We start from the raw sequence: 23,166 nt of genomic DNA, 5'->3' as shown, positions 1-23,166 counted from the left end.
AGATAGATGTTTTCAAGATTTTTCATAAACCGCCCGATATTTGCAACTGTTATATCTATCATCATAGTTATAGCAGGTTTTATGGGTATCAAGGGGCTTCCTATAGAGGAGTATCCAAGTCTTACCCCGCCTACTGTCTCTGTAACTGCGACATATAGCGGTGCTGATGCACAGACGATCGCTGACTCAGTCGCAAGTGCCATTGAGGATCAGATAAATGGTGTTGAAAATATGCTCTATATGCAAAGCACATCAAGCTCAGCAGGCACTATGAATATAAGTGTATATTTTAAGATCGGCTCATCATCAAAACAAGCTACGATCGACGTAAATAACCGCGTGCAAGCTGCCCTTTCAAGACTCCCACAAGAGGTGCAAAGCATGGGTGTAACAGTGCGCGAAAGAAGTGGCTCGATCCTTCAAGTAGTTGGCTTTTCAAACCCAAATATGAACCTAGTTGAGCTATACAACTATGTAAATTTAAACATCGCCGACGAGATCAAAAGAGTAAATGGCATCGGCGATACAGCGCTCATTGGCAGCAAAGAGTACTCAATGAGAATTTGGCTAAAGCCAGACAAGCTCGCTCAGTTTAAACTAACTCCAAGCGACGTCATCTCTCAAGTAAAAATTCAAAACTCACAATACGCCGCTGGTAAGATCGGCGAGCAACCATCAAAAGGTGAAAATCCCTATGTTTACTCGGTCGTTTCTGAAGGTCGTTTTAAAGATCCAAAGCAGTTTGGTGAAATTTTGATAAAGAGTGAGGACGGCAGCGTCGTAAAACTAAAAGAGGTCGCCACAGTCGAGCTTGGAGCTGCTAGCTACGCATCAGATGCTATGCTAAATGGCAAGCCAGCAGTGCCACTTTTGCTATTTTTACAAAACGATGCAAACGCACTAGCAACTGCAGAGGCAGTAGCTGCAAAGCTTGAAGAGCTAAAGAAAACCTACCCAGTTGGACTAGAGCACACCATAGCCTACAACCCAACTGAATTTATCACTGTCTCAATAGACGAAGTTATAAAAACTTTCATCGAAGCGATGCTACTTGTTCTTATCGTAATATACTTTTTCTTAAAGAGCTTTAGAGCCACCATCATACCGATGCTCGCTGTACCAGTCTCTATCATAGGTACATTTGGCGGACTTTATATCATGGGCTTTAGTATAAATTTGATCACGCTTTTCGCCCTAGTTCTTGCCATCGGTATCGTCGTGGATGACGCCATCATCGTTATAGAAAACGTCGAGAGAATTTTACATGAAGATAAAGGGATAAGCGTAAAAGACGCGACATTTAAGGCGATGGAGGAGGTTCAAACTCCAGTTATCTCTATCGTGCTAGTACTTTGTGCGGTTTTCGTGCCGGTATCTTTTATGGAGGGCTTTGTAGGCGTTATACAAAAGCAGTTTGCGCTAACACTTGTCGTCTCTGTTTGTATCTCTGGCTTTGTTGCTCTTACTCTTACGCCAGCACTTTGCGCGGTTATGCTTAAAAGGCAAGAGAGCAAGCCATTTTGGATAGTTCAGAAATTTAACGACTTTTTTGACTTTAGCACTAAAATTTTCACAGCAGGCGTGGCAAAAATTTTAAAACATGTATTTATTAGCTTTATTGTCATTGGTATCATGGGATTTGCAACGTATGGGCTATTTCAGAAAGTGCCAAAAGGACTTGTGCCTTCAGAGGACAAGGGCGCTTTGATGGTTATCACCTCGCTTCCACCTTCTACAAATATGCTAAAGACAAAAGATGAGCTAGCCTCTATCAGCGGTGCGATTTTGAGCAATCCAAATGTTGAATTTAGCATGGGTTTTGCAGGATACGATATGCTAGCTGGCTCACTTAGAGAAAACTCAGCCATTAGCTTTATTAAACTAAAAGACTGGAGCGAGAGAAAAGGCGCTGCAGATAGCGCAGATGCTTTGGCTGGGCAATTTAACGGCATGCTTTGGGGCTCTAAAAACTCAATGACCTTTGTTGTAAATTTACCTCCTATCATGGGCTTATCGATGACTGGTGGCTTTGAAATGTATCTACAAAACAAGAGCGGCAAGAGCTATAATGAGATAGAAACGGACGCTAGAAAAGTAGCTGCAGCGGCAAATGCAAGACCTGAGCTAACAAATGTGAGAACTACGCTTGAGACAAACTACCGCCAGTTTAAAATAACCGTAGATAAAGAGAAAGCAAAGCTGTTTGGCGTAAGCGAGAGCGAAATTTTTAGCACGATAGCGGCTACTTTTGGCTCTTACTACATAAACGACTTCAACCTTGCGGGCAAGTCTTACCGCGTATATGCAAGGGCGAGCGATAACTTTAGAAACAACCCTGAGGATCTAAGGAAAATTTTTGTCCGCTCAAAAGATGGCGGCATGGTGCCACTAAATTCAGTAGCGACGCTCACAAGATCGATCGGACCTGATATCGTCGATAGATTTAACCTTTTCCCATCAGCTAAGATCATGGGTGAGCCAAAGCCTGGCTACACATCAGGTGACGCGATCAAAGCGATCCAAGAGGTCGTAAATGACACTTTAAGTAGCGACGAATACTCTATCAGCTGGGCTGGAACGGCATATCAGGAGGTAAATTCTCAAGGAACAGGCACAACTGCCTTTATCTTTGGTATGATCTTTGTCTTCCTAATCCTTGCCGCTCAGTACGAGAGGTGGCTCATCCCACTTGCAGTCATCACTGCCGTGCCGTTTGCAGTATTTGGCTCGTTGCTAGCTGTTTGGATAAGAGGACTGACAAACGATATCTACTTTGAGATCGGACTCTTGCTACTCATCGGTCTAGCGGCCAAAAACGCCATTTTGATCGTAGAATTTGCTATGCAAGAGCGCGAGAGTGGAAAGAGTATATTTGAATCAGCTGTAAATGCGGCCAAACTTCGCTTTAGACCTATCGTAATGACCTCGATCGCATTTACTCTAGGCGTTTTCCCAATGGTTATAAGCACGGGTGCTGGCGCTGCATCTCGTCACTCACTAGGAACTGGCGTAGTTGGCGGTATGATCGCTTCTACCACAATAGCGATATTTTTCGTGCCTATGTTTTACTATTTGCTTGAAACTTTAAATGAAAAATACTGGAAAAAGGGAGCAAAAAAAGATGAGAAATAAGGCGTTTATACTTATAACAGCGGCGTTTTTGGCTGGTTGCTCGTTTCGCCCAGATATGCCAAACGTGGATACAAATTTCACCTCGACATACACTTTCGAGACAAGCGATATAAGAGATCTTTGGTGGAAAGAATTTCACGATGAAAATTTAAATTCTCTAGTCGAAAGTGCACTTGAGAAAAATACAAATTTACGCATTGCATATTTAAATTTACAAAAAGCAAAGGCAAGCCTTGGCATTGCTGAGGCTGACTTGCTACCGGGGGTAAATTTAAATGTAAGTTATACCAAGGCAAAAACCAGTGGTGAAACCTACACCAAGCAGCCTCAAACACGTTATAGAAGCTCGAGCATAAATTTAGGACTAAACTATGAGATAGATCTTTGGGGTAGAGTGCGAAATAGCGTGCTTGCAGCTAATGAAAATTTAAATGCGAGCAAATTTGACTACGATAGCGCTAGACTAAGCCTTAGCTCAAGTGTGGCAAAAAGCTACTTTGCTCTAGTGTCACTAAACATGCAAGAAGCAGTGCTAAAAGAGACACTAAAGACCTACGAAGATACGTTAGCGCTTCGCAAAACGCAGCTTGATCTTGGTGGCATAAATGAGATGACCTATCTGCAAAGTAAGGCTGAAGTTGAAAGGGCAAAAACAAGCCTAACTTCAGTGCTAAACTCAAAGTCACAAGCGCTTACTTCACTTGCCATCCTAACTGGCAAGAGCAATGATGAAATTTTAAAAGGAGCCGTTGCTAGTGCGCAAAATTTACCAAGCTCACCTGAGATAAAGGCTGGCATCAGCTCAGATGTTTTGCTTAGAAGAAGCGACGTGGCAAAGGCGCTAGCAGATCTAAAAGCTACAAATGCCCTTGTAGGAGTGGCAAAGGCTGATTATTTTCCTACGATCTCACTTACCGGACTTTTGGGCTTTACAAGTATTGATTTTGAAAATATATTTGTAGGAAATGCCAATACTTGGAACATAGGCGGCTCTTTAGCTCAAAAGATATTTGACTATGGCAGGACAAAAAACAATGTCCGAGTTGCTGAGACAAACGAGCAAATCGCGGCCGTCACTTACGAAGCGACTGTTAGATCAGCCCTTGGCGAGGTTAGAGATGCTCTTATATCAAGGCAAAACGCAAAGCTCTCTTTGGATCAGGTAAAAAATTTGCTACAATCGCAGCAAAAAATTTATTCGCTTGCTAAAGATCAGTATAACGCTGGCTACATCGGACACCTAGAGCTTCTTGATGCACAGAGAAATTTGCTTCAAGCAAAGCTTCAAGATATCTCAGCTAAGCTTGATGAGGTAGATAGCGCGGTTGAAGTTTACAGAGCACTTGGCGGCGGATTTAAAGTAGATAAATAAACTCAAAAAGGAGAAAAGTTGATGACTAAGATTTTAAATTTTTTATTTTCTTGGGGATTTTTTGTTTTTGCTATCGCTCTTGGCGTAGCATTATGGTTTGCGATAAATTACGTGGATACCATTAGGCTTGAGTCAAGCTTTTATGATATCGGCGAGATATTTATGATGGCAGCTGTCTTTGGTATCGTTTTTTACCTTATCGCAGCGATATTTGTTATACCTATTAGGGCGATGACAAAAAAGGCCTAAATCCTCTTTTCATCTAAGAATTAAATTTCTTAGATGATCCCTCAAAATATCTTATAAATTTCTTTTTACTTATTTAAATTTGAAAGAGTAGAAAGGGCGAAGATCGCCCCTTGAAGCATAAAATTTGATTATTTTGCGCTTTTGCAGCCGCATGTGCAGCCTAAAATTCTATAAATGATAGCTCCGATGATAGCTCCAACGATAGGCGCAACCCAGAAAAGCCAAAGCTGCTCTAACGCCCAAGTACCTTGAAATATCGCAACGCCAGTTGAGCGAGCTGGATTAACCGATGTGTTTGTGATAGGTATCGAGATAAGGTGTATCAGCGTCAAGCCAAGGCCAATAGCGATCGGTGCAAAGCCCTTTGGAGCACGCTCATCAGTCGCGCCTAGGATAATGATAAGGAAAAACGCAGTTAGAACGACCTCTGCAACTAGCGCTGAGACTAGATTATAGCCATTTGGTGAGTGCTCGCCGTATCCGTTGCTAGCAAAACCGCTCGCAGTAGCGTCAAATCCAGCCTTGCCTGAAGCGATGAGATATAGCACAGCTGCTGCTACGATCGCTCCGATAACCTGTGCGATGACGTAAGGCACGAAGTCTTTTTTATCAAATCTTCCGCCAACTAGCAAGCCAACTGATACAGCCGGGTTGAAGTGCCCGCCACTAATGTGACCAACTGCGTAAGCCATCGTAAGAACCGTAAGACCAAAAGCAAGCGCAACACCTACAAATCCAATGCCAAGCTCTGGAAAAGCTGCTGCAAATATCGCACTACCGCAACCTCCAAAAACTAACCAAAATGTGCCAAAAAACTCGGCTAAATATCTCTTCATTTTCTCCCTTTTAGGTAAATTAAAAGGGGCGATTTTAGCAAAAACGTGTGACATTACAAAATATTGTAAAGATAAAATTTTATATAAATTTTGCTTGTATAACTAAACAAAATTTAGAGTGCTTTAGAGTAGCTATAAGTGCTAGTAAAAATTTGATAGTTTTTATATAAGCTCTATGTAAAAGCTAAATCGTTTTTAATAAATTTGTAAAAACCCGCCAATTACTGACAGGTTTTTATGTATTTTACAACGCCTTGATATCTCCGCCGATGACTCTTAGTCCCATGCTGTCAAATATCGCTTTTATGCCGCCAACTTCTATCACGACACTTGCGCCATTTATGGTTACTTTGGTGCTGCCTACTTGGTGGATGATCTCATTTTTAGCATTGACCTCGTATGTCGTCTCGATCTCGCTAAACTTAGAGTCTGCCATCTCGGTGTGCTGCGCGGCTGTTTTTGTTGTGAAATTTGACTTAGCATTTATGTCGATGTAGTTGTTTGCCTGAAGCACGATATGCTCGTTACTAAACTCATTTATACCCTTTTGAGAGTTTAGCTTGTAGCTACCATCTATGTTTTGCTCTTTGGTACCTTTTATCTCTTTAGTCTCATCGTTGTGTATGGTTGTGTTGAGGTTTGATTTTATCTCGACAAATTTGTCATTGCCGACAAACTCGTGTCTATCTTGACCAACTCTAGTTGTATCATCAACAGCTACATTTAGTGTATTTGAGACGCCTACTACCGTATCTTTTGAAAGTCCAACCGTCGTTAGATATTCTCCACCGACATTTACGTTTTTAGCAAGATCTATCGTTTGGATATGTGCTTTTTTGACCCTCTCTGTATAGCTGCCGTGTACCTGCGAGCTCTTGTCATTTAGTATCGTTTGTGAAAAGTCGTTATTTACTAGCTCATCGTAGTCTTTCTCGGCTTTTACATAAATTTGCTCTTTGTTTTTTAAGTTTGATAGAGTGATCTCGTTTATACCAGTCTCGTTTGCGCCGATCGTTTTTGAGCTAAGCGATGTTTGATGGTAGTTGTTATCTACATTTACTAGTGGCATATTTGAGGCATTATAGAGGCTACCGCTTACCACTGGGTTGTCTATGTCGTTTTGCAAAAATGAGATGATCACCTCATCGCCGACCCTAGGTATCGCAAAGAAGCCAGAGCTGTTGCTTGCGATAGGTGTGATCACTCTTAGATAGGCACTTTTATGATAGCTTGCGTTTATGGTGTCGTCTTTATCTATCTGCTCTTGCGTGCTAAAGGCGTTTAGTCTTACCTTTACTCTGCCGTAACTATCCGTATGGATGGTGTTTATTTGGCTATTTAGCCCATCTTGTCCTACAACAAGACCTAGAGTGATGTCAGGCGCTTTTGGCTTTTGCTTGTAGCTTGGTACAAATTTCACGCTGCTTGGGATGATGCTTAGCTCATTTGTATATGAGCTTATAAATTTCTTATCTTTTAAAGGGACATTGTCACCTAAATTTAGAGTATTTTCTAAAACACTTTCGTCTATATAAGTGTGTTTTATAGCTATTATTTTAAACTCATACTCGCCACTACTTTGATCTATGGCGACTGAGATATTGTCGTTTAAATTTAGAGCAAAGACGTTTGAGCTAGCGACAAATTCTTTCAAAAGCATATCGCTTCTTAGCTTTTTAAGATAGGTGCTGACCTCAAGCAACCTCGTATCACTAAATGAATACTCATCTAAATTTATATGCTTATCATAGATATTTACCTGCTCGTCAAATATCTTCTCATTTTTGCTCTCTAGCACGTTTGGATAGGCCGTGTTTTGAAATGAGTGGGTGAAGCTGTTTGCTTTTAGAGTTTCGCTCTTTGTGATTTTATTTATGTGTTCGCTTGCGAGATTGTTGTTTAAATTTACATTAAAGCTTACTTTTCTAGCCTCTTTACCTTTGCTCGGCTCGCTTTGTGCTAGGCCTTCAGCTTGGTTGCTATAAGCTAGGATAAAGGTATCGTGAAAGTAAATTTTCTCATTATCTTCATAAAAATATATACCGCTATCATGGCAAAGTCTTGTTATAAAGGCTAGGTCGCTTTCGTTGTACTGCGCTATAAATTCTTTTTTATTGTAGCTATTTTTGATATTTGAGAAGTCTAGCTCTTTAGTTAGCCTTTGCTTGTTAAAAGACAAAATTTCTTTTACCACTTCAAGCACGCTTTGATCTGTGTAAATTCTATTTGCTCTATTTATACTTAGTCTATATAGCGAAGATGTGAGTTTAAATTTGAAGAAGTATTTTTTGTCTATATTTGTACTACTATCGTCATCAACGCCTAGATACTCGACATCGCTTACTATGCCGCTAAAGTAGATATAGTCGCTGCCATTATTGCTTGGGATGATACTCTTGTTTGTAGAAGATGGTCTTTTTATACTTAGCTTCATGCCTTTATCAAGGTACCTATATATGCCAGTTTGAGCGTTATCGTTATATATGCTCTCTAAATTTTCATAAAGCGGATTTTTGACTAAATTTATATAGGCAAAGCACTCTATGCTAAATATATCCTCTAAGCTCTCATTTATATCAGCCCTTGTGACAATAAATTTGTCATTTGCTTCGTTTGCTATCTGAAGAGTAGAGAAGGCATCGCTAGATACGCCATAATCTACAAAGCCGTCTGTCGCCACCGAGTTGCCAGATGCTAGCATGACTGGCTTAGTTAGTGATGATGTTGGTGATGTTATGTTTTTGTCCATTTGTTGCTCTTTCAATCTTTTTTCGTTTTCTTCTTCTTGTAATCTTTCTTCAAATTCTTTAATATCAGCATCATTTAATTTAATCGTAGGCTTTGACTCTTCCAGTATGCCAAGCCTTTTTGCCTCTTTATATTTTCTGAATTTAATTTCTGTTTGATCGTCTATGCCTCTTTTTACTCCTTCTCCAGCAGCATCAAAAATTTTGTCCATTAGTGGAGGTTTAGGATAAACTCTTATAAAAGCATCTACATTGTCTTTTGCATTTTGTGAGGTAGTTTTTTCTTTAAAGTCTTTCAAATCAGTGTTATCATTTTTTACTTCAAGTTTCTTCTTGCTTATATTAAATAAATCCATTACCTATTCCTGCCTTCTACTAACTCATCAAATTCTTTTTCGTCATTTACAATTTTTAAAATAGATTTTAAAACGACATAATCTTTTGGGTCTTGCCCATGATCTAATAGTTTTTTGATCAGTTTAAATTTCTCTTCTTTAAATTCCTTATATTTTGGTGTTTTTATAAATTTAAGCAATTCTTTACTGGCTCTTTTATTCTCTATTGGAACTCCATTACTATTAAAAAAAAACGAAAAGTCAAGCCCTATTGACGTAGATAGCCAGCCATTTGGAGTAGCACCCTTGTCTAAAAGCATGTCAATAGTTCTAGTTTTGTTTGCATCGTAAGCAAATTCTAATAAATTCGATCTAGCCATTAAATTATTTAATTTTACGCTAGCATTAGCATCACAACCCAGTTTGTCTATATAATATTCTATGTATTTAGCGGTATTTTCATCAGTTATTTTTTTATCAAAAATAATCCCAAACATATCCGTGCAATTTGCTTCGTGTGAATACAAAGATGTTATGAGAAATATGATTATTGCTAATTGCCTCATTGTGCTAATTCCTTTTTATTCCCATTATTTAATAAATTCTCTAAATCTTTTTCATCATTTATATATTCTAATGTCTCAAGCAAATATTTAAATAGATCCGATTTAGCTCCGTTATCTAATATTTTTTTGATTAAAGTCATTTTTTCTTCTTTATATCTTTTATATTGCTCTGTTTCTAGAAATTCTAAAGACTTTAAAGTATTTGGTGTTTTCTTGGATATTGAAACGCCATTTTTTGCCAAATAAATTATATAATCTGAAATTATTCCACCGATTAATTCTCTTGTTATAGTAGGTTTTTTAGACAAAATATAATCAAAAGTTTTTGGCTTATCAACTACATAAGAAAGATACAATAAATCAATCCAAGCGGATGTCAGTTTTGTTGATTTTACACCGATATCTGGGCTACATTTAAAATCTTCTATATATGTTTTCATATACATTGCTGTTTTTTCATCGCTTATATCTTTGTTTGCTACAATATTTAATGAATTTACGCATCCAAGATAATGTAAATTGATGATTGCTATATTAATAATAAATGAAATCAATACACTCATTTATTATCCTTTTTATATTGCCCTAGCAGTCTATCTAAATCTTTTTCATCTCCTACTATCTTTAATATAACTCTCAAATAACCATAATAATAAGGATCTTGCCCATGATCTAATAGTTTTTTAATTAATTTAAATTTCTCTTCTTTAAATTCTTTATATTTCGGTGTTTTTATAAATTCTAATAGCTCAGGGCTTGCTTTTTTGTCTTTTATGCCATCGCTATTTTCTCTAAAAAAGACTAGGAATTCTGTTGCTATAATTGCAGTTAGCCATTTATCTGGCGTAATATCTTTATTCAAAAGTAAGTCAAACGTTTTAGTCTTATTATTTTCATAAGCAGCATCTAGTAAATTGGAGCCATCATTAGCGAAACTTGGGACTATATTAGCATCACACCCAAGCTCATCTATGTAATATTCTATACATTTAGCAGTATTTTCATCAGTCGTATTTTTATCAAAAATCATAGCAAACATATCCGTGCAATTTGCTTCATGTGAATATAAAGATGTTATGAAAAATATGATTATTGCTAATTGCTTCATTGTGCTAATTCCTTTTTAGCTCCATCTTTTAATAAATTCTCTAAATCTTTCTCATCATTTATAATTTTCAGAATAATCTTTAAAACTTTATAATCTTTTGGGTCTTGCCCATGATCTAATAGTTTTTTGATTAGCTTAAATTTCTCTTCTTTGAATTCTTTATATTTTTGAGTTTTTATAAATTCTAGTAGCTCAGGGCTTGCTTTTTTGTTGTCTATACCGACACCATTTTCTCTAAAGAAAAATGCAAAGCTCATACCTATAGATGTAGCCAAGCTTGCATTAGCGAATGTACCTTTTGCCAAAAGAGTATCAAAAGTTTTTGTTTTATTTGTATCATAAGCATACTCTAATAAATTTGGTCTTATTGAAATATCTGGTATTTTAATAGTCATATTAGCATCGCATCCAAGATCATCTATGTAGTATTTTATATACTTAGCTGTTTCAACATCGCTTAAATTTTTATTATAAATGAGTCCAAACATATCCGTGCAATTTGCTTCGTGTGAATATAAAGATGTTATGAGAAATATGATTATAACCAAGTGTTTCATATCGCATTTCACATATCATGGTGTTTTAAAAGATAATGATAAAAAGGGCTCATTTGTGTCCTTCCAACGAGAATATTGATATCCCTAGGGAGGATCCCTAGGTTATTTTTTAAGCTTTTTTAGTAGCTTCTCTCCAGTCATCGCTTCCGCTTGTGCCTGCAGCTACGTGCTCCCAAACTATCTTTCTATAGTTCATTGAAACTTTAAAAAGCTCAGTTTTGTCGCTATTTAGCTTGTCTTGAGCATTTGGACTTACTAGAGTGATATCTGTTATAGTTGCATCTTCTAGCTTTGTAGTGAAGAAGTGCTCAGCGCCACCGCTAGTTGATGTTCTGTACCAGTGGATCTCAACCTCTGGAAGTCTCTCGCCTTGAGTTAATGCGTTGTAAAGAAGTGGAACAGCTTTGTTTAAAGATGTTGTAAAGCTAAATGGCTTATGCACTCTTTGTCCTGATGGTTGGCCACTTTGTGGATCCACTGGAACAGTTACGATGTGAGAAACCTCTTGCGCCATGATCTCATCTTCGTGACCTGACTGATAGCGATTACCGATACTAGCTTCTGTTGAAGCACCACTTGAGATAAGTCCTTGAGTAGAACCTTTCACCTTAATATACACTGGTTGTGACATATTTACTCCTATTAAAAAATTTGGTTATTTTAACTTTTATTAACTTTCTATTTTATTAAAAACATTACTTTTTTAGCATATAGCTTTCAAGTGCTTTATGTAATAAATAATTAAACGCCTCTTTATCTTCTCTGGTGCTTTTTGTTACAGCACCAGAGAGATATTTGAAAAATGAATTATTCTCGACTATATCGTACATTTGACTATATAGCTCTTTGCAAATAAGCTTAAGCAAAACAGCATTAACAAGCGTCGTGTTGTCGCTTAGAGGCAGCGTTTTTATAATTGTTTCCATATCTTTTGTGTTTAATGTCCTGCTTTGCTCACTTATAGGGCTCATATTTGGCTGTACTTTTATGCTCTCAACCAAATTCATCAAAAGCTCATCCATGCTCTTTGCTGTTAGCATCCTTTGGCTATTTATATCTTCTTCATCAACATTTTGAGCACTCTCATTTAAATTCAGAGGCACATCATGAACATTTTCATTTAAAGTGATATCTTTTTCTTCATCGATGAGAGAATTTATCTTTGGCTCTTCTTTAAAATCAACATTTGAAATTTTCCCAACTGGCTCAAATTCTTTATTATCAAGCTCATCAAAATTTTTAGTATTTTCTATGATCTTGTGAGCTTTGCCGACATATTCATCTATCCTAGAAGGATCTATAAATATAAATTTAAGCTCGCCTATCCTAAAAATATCTCCTGGATTTATCACGCTTTCGTAATCATCAGGCAACTTCGAATAAGAATCGCTATAAAATATCTCGCATCCTTCATATCCGCAAATGGTGAAAACTCCCTCTTCAAAGCCTATATGAGCGTGCTTTGAAGCTATAGAGCCGCTTGTATCACTGCACGGAAATTTAACCGTATCTAGCGAGCCTATGTCCCCACCGTTTTCATCAAAAATGACATACTGCGCCAAAAAGCTCGAAGCTTTATCAAAATTTTGTATAACCGCTGCTATTTCTTGCATATTTTTTCCTTAATAAAGCATCTTTCTTGGTAAATCAATCGTTGGTATGATATTCATAAGCTCTAAAAGCTCTCCGCCATTTGGAGTAACTTCAAAGCCAAAATATGACTCTTTTTTACCATCAAAGTTAAGCGTGCTAACGCCAATGCTGCTGAAATTTGAAGCCTTTAAGAGCTTGTACCAGCCCCACTCACCATCAAAGCTGATCTCTTTTTTATCACTGCCTGCATTTGAAACTGCATTAAATTTAAACTGAGTTGAGATATCAAAGCTTTTACTTGAGACAAGTAAATTTGATGGGATCGTGTGATCATACGCCAAAGAGTTATTTGCGTAGCCTATATTTATGTGGCTGAAATTTGCCGATAGATCAACTGCTTTTAAGTTATAGTTTAGTTTTAGCTCGTCATTTGAATCAAGCATCAAATTTGAAATTCTATCGATATAAGCGATATTTTCAAGGAAGCTTTTACTAAATCTTAGCTCTTTTGCATATTTTGGTCTTACCTTATAGCCACTGCCAGTTTTACTTAAAATTTGTTTTAGATATTTATCATAAAAGCTATTCCAAGTTCCGTCTTTGCCAAAAAATCTCTTAAATTCTTCGATGCTAACAGCCTTTGCTGAGTTTTCATTAAATGGATAATAAGGTTTTATAAGACTTTCAAAGTCATCAAGAACATCATCTTTATAAGCTGTTGCTAAAAGTGATGAAGCTCCGTTTTCTACCTGTTTCCAAGCTAGCTTTGATAGCTTTTGATAGTACTCATTTAGCTCATCTGGAAGCTTTTTGGCGTCATTGTTTAGCACGATAAATGGATCATTCTCATTTTTTATGCCATTTATCGCATAGACTATCTTGTCGTCACTACTTTGAAGCATCTCAAAGTTATAGTCACTAACTTTTTTATAGACATTTGTGACATCATTGCTGATAAGATCTAACGATCCATCAGAATTTAGTGCATGATAGTTTGTAAATTTAGTACTAAAGTCTGTAAATACGCGTTTTATCTCGCTTGAAGCAAAGCCTAGAGAGTAGATGTATTTTAGTAAATTTTCATCATTTAAATTTGTATTTTGATTGGTTAATTTTATAAGAGAATTTAGTGGGTTTTCTCTTTTTGACAAAATTTCAAGCTCATCGATAACCTCTTTTTTAGTAGCAAATTCATTTGGTTCGATCGCTCTTAAAATTTGGTTCCATTTATCAGCGTAGTTTTGCAAATAAAGCTCTACAACTGCGATGCTTAGCTCTTTTTTCTCATTTGAGCTAATATCTTTTAAAGATGAGTTGGTATCCATCAGCCATGACTCGATGCCCGCGGTTTCATCGATGTTTGAGCTAAGTTTTGCCAAGAAATCTCTTAAATTTTCTTTTGTATAAATTTTATTAAATGGATTAAATGCCTCTTTTTCTTGAACTACCTGATTTAAATTTTCAACCTCTTTTTTGATGTCGTAGAATGATTTTTCATCTTTAAATGATATAAACTCAAGTATCGAGTAGAGCCTTTTTGCTCTTTGAACAGGCGTTAGTTTGGTATTTGCTGCACTTTGAGCGCTCTGGTCTGCTGAAATGCTTAAATTTTTAGCATTTAAAATAGCTTCAATGTGTGCTAAAAATTCATCCTTGGCAACGCCATATTTTTCAAATTTATCCCAGTTTGCAGCTATCCAAATTTTAAATAGATCAACATTTGTATAGTTTTTATCAAAAAGTGAATCATACATATAAAAGGCTTTTATAAGCTTATCTGGATCGCTCTCTGTTTTTAGGATATTTTCCATTTCAGTTAAAACTGTATTTTTGAAAAAATCAGCACTAAGGTCGTAATAAAGCGCTTTAACAGGCGTAAAACCTTTATAAGAGGTATCAAGAGTGATGTACTCAAATTTAGTATCACCACTAAAGATCCTTGGATAGTCGTTTAGACTTTGTTTTAGCAGATTTAAAAGCTCGATCTTTTGTGTAGCGGTAAGGTCTTTATACTTTTTGTTATCAAGATAGTTAGAAATTTTATCTACGTTGTTAGCCGCGGTTTGCTCTTTTGTATTTTTGATATTTAAAATATAACTAGAGCCAAAATAAACTCCCACACAAAGCGCAGCCACTAGGGCGAAATTTACAAATTTAATAAATCTATTTTGTACGCCAAATTTCGTTACATTTGCTTTAAAAGCGATCTCTTTTAAAAATGATTTTACAAAATAGCTTTGTTTGCTGTAATTATTTACCGCTCTAAGAAGTGGTTTTTTGATGCTGTATTTATCACAAATTGTATTTGTAAGATAGTTTATAGGGATATTTTCTTGATATGCACTTACAAAATAAACTCCGTTTATAACAGATGTGTTTTTAAGAGCATTTTGAGAGCTTAGTTTTGTAACAAAGTCTTTTACCAGCACAAAGAAATTTTCAAGCTGTTTTAAGAACAAATATGAGCGTTTTTTATCTTCTAGCATGTGCGAGATCGAGTTTTTGCTCATTAGATGTTTAAATAGTGAGTCGCTTAAGCCCTTAAGCTCTGTCTCAAGTGTTTGAGCGGTGAAATTTGAGTCTAAATTTATACCAAGTGCTTTATTTGCCACGTCTTCATTAAATAATTTGAAATAATCGCCCATACCATCTATAAGATCAAGCTTGCTAAAGACCACGTAGATAGGAAATTTGATGCCCAGATGCTTCTCGCAGTCGTTTATCCTCTTTACCATATATCTGATAAGCTCGTCAAAATACTCTTGAGTACCCTCTAGGAATTTTTTAGTATCGATGATAAGCACGGCGCCGCTTAGTCTTGAGTTAAAGTCATTTCTCTTTAAAAAGTGTAAAAACTCGTTCCAAACGCCTTTTTTAAGTAGATAGTCTCTGTTTTTCTCTACGTCATCTTCAGGAAGCTCTTCTGTCGCAGTTGGCTGATAGAGACTCTCTTGCGCAAAGTGAATGCCCTCAGTATCTAGTAATGCGCCAAATTTTGATACATAAAGGTTAAAATTTGTCGTACTTTGATGTATCTTTTTATAAGTATCCAGGCTATCAGATAGAGGAAATTCGATATTTGAATAGTTTATAAAAGCACTCTTTCCAGCGCCCTCGTTGCCTATTATCATTATTAATGGTAATTTTTTAAAATTTATATCTTTTTTCCAAGTCGTTTTGGCGTCTTTTAGCGAAAGTAAGAAATTTCTCTTTGCTTTGCCAAAACTATCCAATGACTCTTTTTTGATCTCTTTTAGTTTGTCGTTTTTCTCATCTTTGCGTGATGCAAAATAGTTCATCAGCGGTCTAAGCAAGACAAAAAACAATATAACTGCCCAAAAAGCAACTAGCACGCTAACTCGTGAGCTAACGCTAGCAAAGCTGTATATATCGTTAAATGCTACAAGCGGGGCATAGAGCCAAAACAAAACACTAAGAGCGATAGAAGTTACTAAAACAACACTGTGTTTAAACCTAAAAAATGTGAAAAATCTGCGTAAGTAGTCGATAAATGCCATAGCTGCAAATCCTTTTACAAATAAATATATTTCTTTTATGTAATTATATCAGATTTTTTTGATTTTGGAGTTAAATTTTATGAACAAAGTCTAAATTTTATAAAATTTGACATTTTTTTATCATTTTTAAGCCTTGAACCAAAACCGATTTGGCTACTTGTATATTTTGATCCGAGCTTAAACTGCATCTTATGAGAGTAATTTATCTTTAAATATAAATCAGAAACAAATTCATCATTAGTAAAACAAGAAAGAGTCTCTTGTAGCTCTTTAAATTTATCTTTTTTTGGGAAGAAATTTACAGCATCTTCGTACTCTATGCCATTTATAAAGACTGCAATCTTAGTTTGTTTCTCAAAAAGCTTTTTACCAAGGATGAAATTTTTACCAAGCATCCTATTTTTATGGCCTAAGGAGTTTAAATTTGATGGTGCTATGAAAATTTGATTTGGTAAATTTTCAAGTATAAAAAGCTTATCTTTTAGTCCAAAGTGGCTCTGAAGTGCAAATTCAACCTCTTTTTTTGGCCTTCTTTGGCTAACTGCAAGTGGCGAAAATGGCAGAAATTTCTTTGCTAGCAGCTTATCTTTTATGTTAAGCATATCAAGCAAGATCTTTGAAATTTTATCATCAAGCTCATCTTCAAAAGATCTTGCGTAGTTTTTCAGGCTAATACTATCAAAAAATAGCCAAAGCAAGTAGTTGTCAAAAAAATCAAAAAATAGCTCATAGCTATTGTCACTAGTCTTTGAAATTTTCTCTAAAATGTAGCTTGTTAGATGCGAGCCACTTCCTAAAAGACCCATGAAATTTACAATTATCTTTGTAAGCTCTTGCTCATCTAAGCTCTCAAGCTCTTTGATCGGGTAGGCAAAACTTGAGCTATTTTTTAAAAATATCTCGCTTCTATCCCTATTTTTTAGGATATTTTTTATCAGTTTAAAAAAAGAAGCTTGACTTATCTCTTCGCTCATACTAGCTCTTTCATGCCGCTTAAAAACCCATAATCAAATAAAATTTTGCTCTTTACACACTTTATCTTAAGCTCGCAAAATGAGTTAATAGAAGCAAATTTTGATAAAAACTTAGCCAAATTTATACCTAGGATATAGACATTTCCAAGGCTTTCAAATTCGCTCTCATCTATATAAAATATACAAAGCACTCCTCTTTTTGCAAAACCTCCATCGACCCTGTGGATCTGTTTTGTTTTTATCTCATAAAGTGAGCTAGAAAATTTCTTCAAAAACTCATCATCAGGCAGCATAAAAGCATTAAGCAGTGCCAAAAAAGAACCCTTATTTAGTATGCTTTGATAGCTAAATGACAAGATACTAACTAGCCTCCAGAGTAAATTTCCATCTACATTTACACGTTTTACGCTAGTTGGGATGGTTAAATTTTTGGTTACTACGCCTTGGTGATTTTGGATTTTATTTATCTCGCCTAGTTTTAGATTGGTTGGTAGATCGCCGTTACAGCAAAGCGTCTCGATGCTCACAGTCTGCTCTTTAGCGTCATTTTTAAAAAATGAAATTTCTTTGTAAGAGTTTAGTTTCATATCTATTTTGTTGCTTACAAAGTAATAATCCTTTGATCTTTGGCTATTTAAAAACTCAAATCTCTCAAAGCTTTTGTAGTTTTTAAGTATCCTTTTTTCATTATTGCTGCTGTGAGCGACGACCTTTGTGATAGAGACTATCTCGTAAGCATTTATGTTTGAGCGGTCTATGAAAATTCTATACTCGCTTCGTTTGTTGTTATTTTGTATAGGCTCAGCACCTTTTGCAAACAAATTTATCGCTGGCGTGGCAAAAAGAGAGAAATACTCTAGCCTTGGCACGTAACCATTTGGCATATCTTTTGAAAAGACAAATTTGATGTTAAAGCTTTTTGCGTCAAATCTCTTTAAAAAACCAAGTCCGTTTATGCGGATGAAATTTAGTTTAGATGAAAAATATGAAAGCTCTTTTATAAGCTCAAATGCCTCAAAACCAAACTCATCGCTCTTTATCAAAGCTTCATCAAATTCATCCAAGCTAAGCTTATCAGCTCCAAGTTTTATCTCCTCATCGCTATCTTCAAAGCTTATAACTATAAATTTCAAGTAGTTTTTTAGCCACATCAAAAGGGTTGAAGAGAAGTATATGTTATCACCAAGATATAAATTTAAAAAATCAATATCAAGCTCTTTGGTGCTAAGCTCATCTTTGGTGATAGATATGTTTAAATTTAAAAGATAGTCGCTTTTGTTGTTTGACATGAAAGCTTTTGATATCTTTAATGGAAGCAAATTTACGTCATATATCGTCTGAAATTTACAAGCTACACCATTTATAGGCTTTGACTCTATGATGCTGCCTTTTGGTATAAATTCTTTTTTTTCTGAAAAATCATCTCTTAGAGCAAATTCTTGCATGCAAACTGACGGAAAAGGATTGGTATAGCTTGGCATTAAGATATTTATCAAAGACTCAGCTATTAAGGGGATATTTTCATCTAGCTCTTGTCTAATCCTTGATGTCAAAATAGCCATATTTTCTATGATACTCTCAACATCAGGATCTTTGCTTTTAGTATCTAAAAATGGTGCAACTTTTGGGAAATTCTTTATAAAAAGAGCTCTTGTTTCGTCAAGATACGCCATCTCTTTTTGAAAATAAGCTAAATTATTTTCATTATAATCCATTATAAAATCTCACAATATCTATTGTTCTTAAAAATAACCTTTAGCAAATACTCTTTGAAATTGTCGTTTTTATGCTTATAGTTTATGTTAAAGATGATACGCCAAGGCTTTAGCGAGTCATCATAGCCGATAGAGGTTATCTCTATTCTATTTTCGTTTGAGGTGATTAGTTCATATATCGCCATGCCAAGTCTATGGCCAAGCTCGTTTATCTCGACCCCAACCGACCAAAGATCGATGATACTATCATTTAAACGACCGTAGTTTCCCAGCCTTGAGTTTAAGATAGTATCGATATGATCTTTGATGTCGCTGTCTAGATCTTTAAAATATGGACGAAATTTTGACTCATCACTAAATTCATATAAAATTTTATCTATCAGCGACATACTTAAATTTACTCTTTATCCAGCTTACCAACCAAAGAAAGCTCGAAATTTGCCCCCATAAATTTAAAGTGAGGTCTAGCTAGAAGCTCTATCTTATACCAGCCTGGCTCGCCAGCTATATCGCTAACGATGACTTTTGCGCTTCTAAATGGTCTTCTGCTTCTTACATCAGCTGGTGGATTTTCCTGATCTGAGATGTACTGTCTTAGCCACTCATTTAAGCCACGCTCAACATCACTGCGCTCTTTCCAAGTACCAATCTCTTCTCTTTGAAGTACTTTTAGATAGTGAGCCAAACGAGAGATCAAAAATACATATGGAAGCTGTGTGCCAAGTCTGAAATTTGTCTCAGCAGCTTTGCCTTCTGGAGTATTTGGGAAAACTTTAGGTTTTAGCACTGAGTTTGCAGAGAAAAACGCTGCGTTATTGCTATCACGTCTTAGTGTAAGTGTGATAAAGCCGTTTTCTGCAAGCTCAAATTCTCTTCTATCTGTTATCAAAACTTCGGTTGGAATTTTTGTCTGAACGCTTCCGTAGTTTTCATAAGTATAAGTTGGTAGGTCTTTTACAGCGCCGCCACCTTTTGGTCCGATGATGTTTCCGCACCATCTATAGTCCGCAAAACTCTCTGTAAGTCTTGTAGCAAACGCATAAGCGCCGTTGCCCCAAAGCATATCATCGTGCTTATCAACGCTTTCGCGGTAATTAAAGCTTTTTATAGGGTTATCTTCTGGGATATACGGAGATCTAGTAAGAAATCTATTTACCATACAACCTGTATATTTTGCATCTTCGTTCTCTCTAAAAGTTCTCCATCTTGTGTATTGAGGACCTTCAAGTAGGCTCTTTAGATCTTTTATGTTTTCAAGCTCGCCAAAGTTATCAAGTCCGAAGAATTTAGAAGATAGTGAAGTTAGAAGCGGAGAGTGGCTCATCGCTGCAATTGACGACATTTTGTTTAAGAAAGTCATATCTTGATTTGACTTATCTAGCTCATAGTCAGCAACTATCGCGCCAACTGGCTCACCACCAAATTGACCATACTCAGCTGAGTAAATTTGCTTATAAAGTGTGCTTTGAGTTATATCTAGATTGTTTTCAAAGTCATCTAAAATTTCTTCTTTTGTTGCGTCTAAAAGATCGATCTTTACATTTTCGTTGAAATTTGTTCTCTCAACTAAAAATCTAATGCCACGCCAAGTAGATTCTAGCTCTTGGAAAGATTTATTGTGTAAAATTTCATCCATTTGAGCCGATAAAAGCGTATCTATGTGGGCTATCATCTCATCAAGTGCAAGCTTATTTATCTTCTCTTCAGCATTATTTGTTGTGATGACATTTGAGATAAACTCTGCAACTCCTTGCTTTACTACGCTATAACTTTCATCATCTTTTGTATATTTGCTCCTTTGCATTATGCTTTCAATGATAGGAGTTTTTACTTTAGTTTCAGACATTTTTATTCCTTATCTTTTTCGTCTTTAAGCTCTAAAAGAAGCTGTTTTCTACTATCTTCATCCTTAATAGCCTCTAAAACTGCTTTTCTAAAATCAGGCATATTGCCCATAGGTCCTTTTAACGCAACTAAAGCTTTTCTAAGCTGCAATAGCTTCTTTAGCTCAGGTACTTGGTTGATGATATTGTCTGGATTGAAATCCTGAATGCTTTCAAAGTTAAGATCGATATTTAGATCTTCGCTACCAGAATTTAGCCTATTTTTCACTGAAAATTCAGTATGAATGTCTAAACTTTTCATAACCTGATCGAAATTTATCTTATTTATAGAGACAACTTCGCGATCTTCAAGTGGAGTTTGGTTTTCACCAGTTAAATTTGAAACTACCATCAGCTTTAACGGAAGCTCAACATCTGCTTCTTGGTTGTTTGTTTTGGTTCTATAAACAATGTTTATACGTTCTTTTGGTGGGATTGAATTCTCTGCCATAATAACATCCTTTTTTTGAGTAAATGATTTAAGAATTATAATTAAATAAAATTAAAGAAGTTTTAAAAAAACATATTTTATCACAAAAATGTTTTTGCCTTTATATAAATATCTGACAAATAATCCTTAAGCTCAGTGTTTTCTATAAATTTAACTATTTGCGAATATACAACTTTTGCATTGTTATCCATGCCTTGGCTTGTAAAAATTTTGGAAAGCTCTAACAAAAAGCTAAGCTCGCTTTGCGAATTTGTTGTATATTTGCTTCTATCAAGGGCTTTTATCAGCTCCTCAAAGCTCATATCTTTTTTCATTTCGTCACTAGAGATAAAATTTGCACTCTCTTTTTTACTAAAAAATTTAGCACTCTCTTCGCTGAAAAATGCCTCTTCACTTTGAAATTTGAGCTTTTTCATATCTGGGAATTTTTCTATAAAATTTAAAGTCATATTAGAAACTAGTTCGCTTTGCTCGTTTAGTCCAGATGATCTTAAAAACTCACAAAATATCCTAACACCATCTATCCAAAACGGATTAAGGGCTAAATTTCTTATAAATTTCTCCAAATTTTCTTGGCTTGCTTCTTTCATATTTTTAAAAAGTAAGATCAAATTTTCATCAGGATAGCGTATCTGCGTCACTTGCTCGCTGCTAACTGGCAAAGCCTTGATCCTGCCCCACATCGCCTCAAAAACAAGCGAGTAAGCGGTCAAATTTTTTATATCATTTTTTAAAAGAGAGACGGATAAATTTACAAAGTACTCCCTAAACTCTCTATCGCTAAATGTGCTAATGTCGCTACTGCCAAAAGAGATGCTTTGTGAGTAGCTCGGCTCGGCTTTTGCTGGCTGCTTTGGCTCCTCTACTTTTTGAGCTTGCTCGCTTTTCTCTTCTATATAAAGCGTATCAAAGTGCGTGCTAAGCTCGCGTGAGAGCTCAGGCACAAGCTCATTAAAAGCTCTTGCGCCCGCTTCGTCTAAATTTATACCATCCCTATGAGCTTGCGTAAAAAGCTCTATCGTTTGAGCAAATATCTTTTTTTTAGCAGGCACTTGCTTTTCATTTTTTGCTAATAAATTTGGCTCTTGTTTTAGAGTAGTTAGAAAAAATGAAAAGGCCTCGATCAGGGTTTTAAAACTATCTTTTTGGTTTAAATTTATAGCAGAGATCGCTAGGAAATTTAAAAGCTTTACATCGAGGCTAAATTCGCTTAATGCCTTTAAAGACGAGCTAAAAACAAAGTCCCATTTTATCGTATCATGCGTCAAAGTCTTATACTTTGACATCTCGTCTATAAGGCTGATGTAGAGTTCGTTTTCTGAAAAGTTTTCGTTAAATTTGTTGAAAAACTTATCTTGCACTTACTTTTTGTCCATAAAATTTTCTATCTTATTGTTTAGGACGCTGTCGTTTTTAACGTTGTTTTGATCCATCGAGTAGGTGCTATATAAAAACGCAGCCGCGATAGCTGCAAGCGCTATAAGGATAAAGTAAAATTTCAAATGTCTTAGTGAAAATATCTCAAAAAAGCTTCTCTTTTTAGTTTTTAAATAGCTCTTTTCAAATACATTTTCATCAGCCTTTATAAGTGGTGAAACGGCTGAGGCTATATTTTCACAAAGGTATGAAATTTTCTCGTTGCAATCTTCCTGCGCTTCATATTTACCCTTGTAGCCAAGCACCAAACAAGCGTATATAAACTCTAAAAAGTCCTTGTTCTTGCCAACGTTTTCAAACCATTTATCCATGATGCCAAAGAATTTGTTGCCACCTAAATTTTCGTTAAAAAATCTTGTTGTTAAGGTGTTGTTCGCCCAAAAACTGTTCATAAAAATTTCGTTTTTTAGCAAGCTCTCATCGATGAAAACACAAAGGCAATATCTAAGCCTAATGATGTCATCCTCTTCATAAATGCCTAAATTTGAGATCTTTGAAGTGGTGCTTAATATATCATTTATCAGCTTTTCACGTAAATTTTGCATCTCACTTTGTGAAAAATTTTGTAGTTTTGATACTCTGTTTGCTAAAAGAAGCAGTGGTAGCACGTGATCTAGAGCAGGATTTGCACCAAGTCCTAGAAGCTTTGTCTGGCTTAAAGCCGAAATTTCATTTTGATTCTCACTCATTTTT

Annotated in this window: 19 protein-coding genes; 3 read left to right on the top strand and 16 right to left on the bottom strand. The window is 35.9% G+C overall.

Annotation, left to right across the window (positions count from 1 at the left end):
• The first annotated feature begins 6 nt into the window (after positions 1–6).
• From CVT08_RS00780 to CVT08_RS00770, 3 genes are read left to right on the top strand one after another with little or no spacing between them, the layout of a single operon-like run.
• On the top strand, positions 7–3,132 hold the full coding sequence (locus CVT08_RS00780; protein ID WP_107855914.1) for an efflux RND transporter permease subunit: 3,126 nt from the start codon (positions 7–9) through the stop codon (positions 3,130–3,132).
• Positions 3,122–4,504, top strand: a complete 1,383-nt coding sequence (locus tag CVT08_RS00775) for an efflux transporter outer membrane subunit (protein ID WP_107855915.1) — start codon at positions 3,122–3,124, stop codon at positions 4,502–4,504. Before CVT08_RS00780 ends, CVT08_RS00775 begins: the two co-directional genes overlap by 11 nt.
• A gap of 21 nt (positions 4,505–4,525) precedes the next feature.
• Positions 4,526–4,753: a hypothetical protein gene (locus CVT08_RS00770; RefSeq protein ID WP_004318043.1), complete on the top strand. Its 228-nt coding sequence runs from the start codon at positions 4,526–4,528 to the stop codon at positions 4,751–4,753.
• Between the two features lie 128 nt (positions 4,754–4,881).
• Here CVT08_RS00770 and aqpZ read toward each other — a convergent pair whose 3' ends face one another.
• The 16 genes from aqpZ to icmH form a co-directional block, all read right to left on the bottom strand.
• Positions 4,882–5,589, bottom strand: coding sequence for an aquaporin Z (gene aqpZ / locus CVT08_RS00765; RefSeq protein WP_107855916.1), 708 nt, complete (start codon positions 5,587–5,589; stop codon positions 4,882–4,884).
• 244 nt (positions 5,590–5,833) lie between these two features.
• Positions 5,834–8,692, bottom strand: coding sequence for a type VI secretion system Vgr family protein (locus CVT08_RS00760; RefSeq protein WP_196381010.1), 2,859 nt, complete (start codon positions 8,690–8,692; stop codon positions 5,834–5,836).
• Positions 8,692–9,237: a hypothetical protein gene (locus tag CVT08_RS00755; protein ID WP_223227422.1), complete on the bottom strand. Its 546-nt coding sequence runs from the start codon at positions 9,235–9,237 to the stop codon at positions 8,692–8,694. Before CVT08_RS00755 ends, CVT08_RS00760 begins: the two co-directional genes overlap by 1 nt.
• Positions 9,234–9,800, bottom strand: coding sequence for a hypothetical protein (locus CVT08_RS00750; protein WP_103645823.1), 567 nt, complete (start codon positions 9,798–9,800; stop codon positions 9,234–9,236). Before CVT08_RS00750 ends, CVT08_RS00755 begins: the two co-directional genes overlap by 4 nt.
• Positions 9,797–10,345 carry a hypothetical protein gene (locus tag CVT08_RS00745; protein ID WP_223227421.1) on the bottom strand — a complete coding sequence of 183 codons (549 nt, stop codon included), beginning with the start codon at positions 10,343–10,345 and terminating at the stop codon, positions 9,797–9,799. Before CVT08_RS00745 ends, CVT08_RS00750 begins: the two co-directional genes overlap by 4 nt.
• A complete protein-coding gene (locus tag CVT08_RS00740; RefSeq protein WP_223227420.1) occupies positions 10,342–10,833 on the bottom strand; it encodes a hypothetical protein in 492 nt (163 codons plus the stop codon). The genes CVT08_RS00745 and CVT08_RS00740 overlap by 4 nt, the downstream gene beginning before the upstream one ends.
• Before the next feature lie 178 nt (positions 10,834–11,011).
• Positions 11,012–11,533 (bottom strand): Hcp family type VI secretion system effector, encoded by a 522-nt coding sequence (locus CVT08_RS00735; RefSeq protein WP_012001093.1) that lies wholly within the window; start codon positions 11,531–11,533, stop codon positions 11,012–11,014.
• A gap of 64 nt (positions 11,534–11,597) precedes the next feature.
• Complete coding sequence (locus CVT08_RS00730; RefSeq protein ID WP_107855917.1) at positions 11,598–12,515, bottom strand: hypothetical protein; 918 nt, start codon at positions 12,513–12,515, stop codon at positions 11,598–11,600.
• Positions 12,516–12,524: 9 nt separating this feature from the next.
• On the bottom strand, positions 12,525–16,013 hold the full coding sequence (gene tssM, locus CVT08_RS00725) for a type VI secretion system membrane subunit TssM (RefSeq protein ID WP_107855918.1): 3,489 nt from the start codon (positions 16,011–16,013) through the stop codon (positions 12,525–12,527).
• Positions 16,014–16,090: 77 nt separating this feature from the next.
• Positions 16,091–16,987, bottom strand: coding sequence for a type VI secretion system baseplate subunit TssG (locus CVT08_RS00720; protein ID WP_107855919.1), 897 nt, complete (start codon positions 16,985–16,987; stop codon positions 16,091–16,093).
• Positions 16,984–18,702 (bottom strand): type VI secretion system baseplate subunit TssF, encoded by a 1,719-nt coding sequence (gene tssF, locus CVT08_RS00715; RefSeq protein WP_107855920.1) that lies wholly within the window; start codon positions 18,700–18,702, stop codon positions 16,984–16,986. Before tssF ends, CVT08_RS00720 begins: the two co-directional genes overlap by 4 nt.
• Positions 18,702–19,091: a hypothetical protein gene (locus CVT08_RS00710; RefSeq protein ID WP_012001091.1), complete on the bottom strand. Its 390-nt coding sequence runs from the start codon at positions 19,089–19,091 to the stop codon at positions 18,702–18,704. The genes tssF and CVT08_RS00710 overlap by 1 nt, the downstream gene beginning before the upstream one ends.
• Before the next feature lie 8 nt (positions 19,092–19,099).
• Positions 19,100–20,548, bottom strand: coding sequence for a type VI secretion system contractile sheath large subunit (gene tssC / locus CVT08_RS00705; protein WP_103565630.1), 1,449 nt, complete (start codon positions 20,546–20,548; stop codon positions 19,100–19,102).
• A gap of 2 nt (positions 20,549–20,550) precedes the next feature.
• Complete coding sequence (gene tssB / locus CVT08_RS00700) at positions 20,551–21,036, bottom strand: type VI secretion system contractile sheath small subunit (RefSeq protein ID WP_012001089.1); 486 nt, start codon at positions 21,034–21,036, stop codon at positions 20,551–20,553.
• 80 nt (positions 21,037–21,116) lie between these two features.
• Complete coding sequence (locus CVT08_RS00695) at positions 21,117–22,397, bottom strand: type VI secretion system domain-containing protein (protein WP_107855921.1); 1,281 nt, start codon at positions 22,395–22,397, stop codon at positions 21,117–21,119.
• Positions 22,398–23,162, bottom strand: a complete 765-nt coding sequence (icmH, locus tag CVT08_RS00690; RefSeq protein ID WP_012001087.1) for a type IVB secretion system protein IcmH/DotU — start codon at positions 23,160–23,162, stop codon at positions 22,398–22,400.
• Positions 23,163–23,166: the final 4 nt, after the last annotated feature.

The organism is Campylobacter concisus, assembly GCF_003048835.2.
Taxonomy (GTDB): Bacteria; Campylobacterota; Campylobacteria; order Campylobacterales; family Campylobacteraceae; genus Campylobacter_A; species Campylobacter_A concisus_D.
This window is presented reverse-complemented; position numbering and strand designations above follow the sequence as displayed.

Coding starts and splice junctions, on each gene's coding strand:
- CVT08_RS00750 (WP_103645823.1), bottom strand. CDS start 9,800: ATGAGTGTATTGATTTCATTTATTATTAATATAGCAATCATCAATTTA.
- CVT08_RS00730 (WP_107855917.1), bottom strand. CDS start 12,515: ATGCAAGAAATAGCAGCGGTTATACAAAATTTTGATAAAGCTTCGAGC.
- tssB (WP_012001089.1), bottom strand. CDS start 21,036: ATGGCAGAGAATTCAATCCCACCAAAAGAACGTATAAACATTGTTTAT.
- tssM (WP_107855918.1), bottom strand. CDS start 16,013: ATGGCATTTATCGACTACTTACGCAGATTTTTCACATTTTTTAGGTTT.
- aqpZ (WP_107855916.1), bottom strand. CDS start 5,589: ATGAAGAGATATTTAGCCGAGTTTTTTGGCACATTTTGGTTAGTTTTT.
- CVT08_RS00745 (WP_223227421.1), bottom strand. CDS start 10,345: ATGAAGCAATTAGCAATAATCATATTTTTCATAACATCTTTATATTCA.
- CVT08_RS00760 (WP_196381010.1), bottom strand. CDS start 8,692: ATGGATTTATTTAATATAAGCAAGAAGAAACTTGAAGTAAAAAATGAT.
- CVT08_RS00740 (WP_223227420.1), bottom strand. CDS start 10,833: ATGTTTGGACTCATTTATAATAAAAATTTAAGCGATGTTGAAACAGCT.
- CVT08_RS00710 (WP_012001091.1), bottom strand. CDS start 19,091: ATGTCGCTGATAGATAAAATTTTATATGAATTTAGTGATGAGTCAAAA.
- CVT08_RS00770 (WP_004318043.1), top strand. CDS start 4,526: ATGACTAAGATTTTAAATTTTTTATTTTCTTGGGGATTTTTTGTTTTT.
- CVT08_RS00780 (WP_107855914.1), top strand. CDS start 7: ATGTTTTCAAGATTTTTCATAAACCGCCCGATATTTGCAACTGTTATA.
- tssF (WP_107855920.1), bottom strand. CDS start 18,702: ATGGATTATAATGAAAATAATTTAGCTTATTTTCAAAAAGAGATGGCG.
- tssC (WP_103565630.1), bottom strand. CDS start 20,548: ATGTCTGAAACTAAAGTAAAAACTCCTATCATTGAAAGCATAATGCAA.
- CVT08_RS00775 (WP_107855915.1), top strand. CDS start 3,122: ATGAGAAATAAGGCGTTTATACTTATAACAGCGGCGTTTTTGGCTGGT.
- icmH (WP_012001087.1), bottom strand. CDS start 23,162: ATGAGTGAGAATCAAAATGAAATTTCGGCTTTAAGCCAGACAAAGCTT.
- CVT08_RS00735 (WP_012001093.1), bottom strand. CDS start 11,533: ATGTCACAACCAGTGTATATTAAGGTGAAAGGTTCTACTCAAGGACTT.
- CVT08_RS00755 (WP_223227422.1), bottom strand. CDS start 9,237: ATGAGGCAATTAGCAATAATCATATTTCTCATAACATCTTTGTATTCA.
- CVT08_RS00720 (WP_107855919.1), bottom strand. CDS start 16,987: ATGAGCGAAGAGATAAGTCAAGCTTCTTTTTTTAAACTGATAAAAAAT.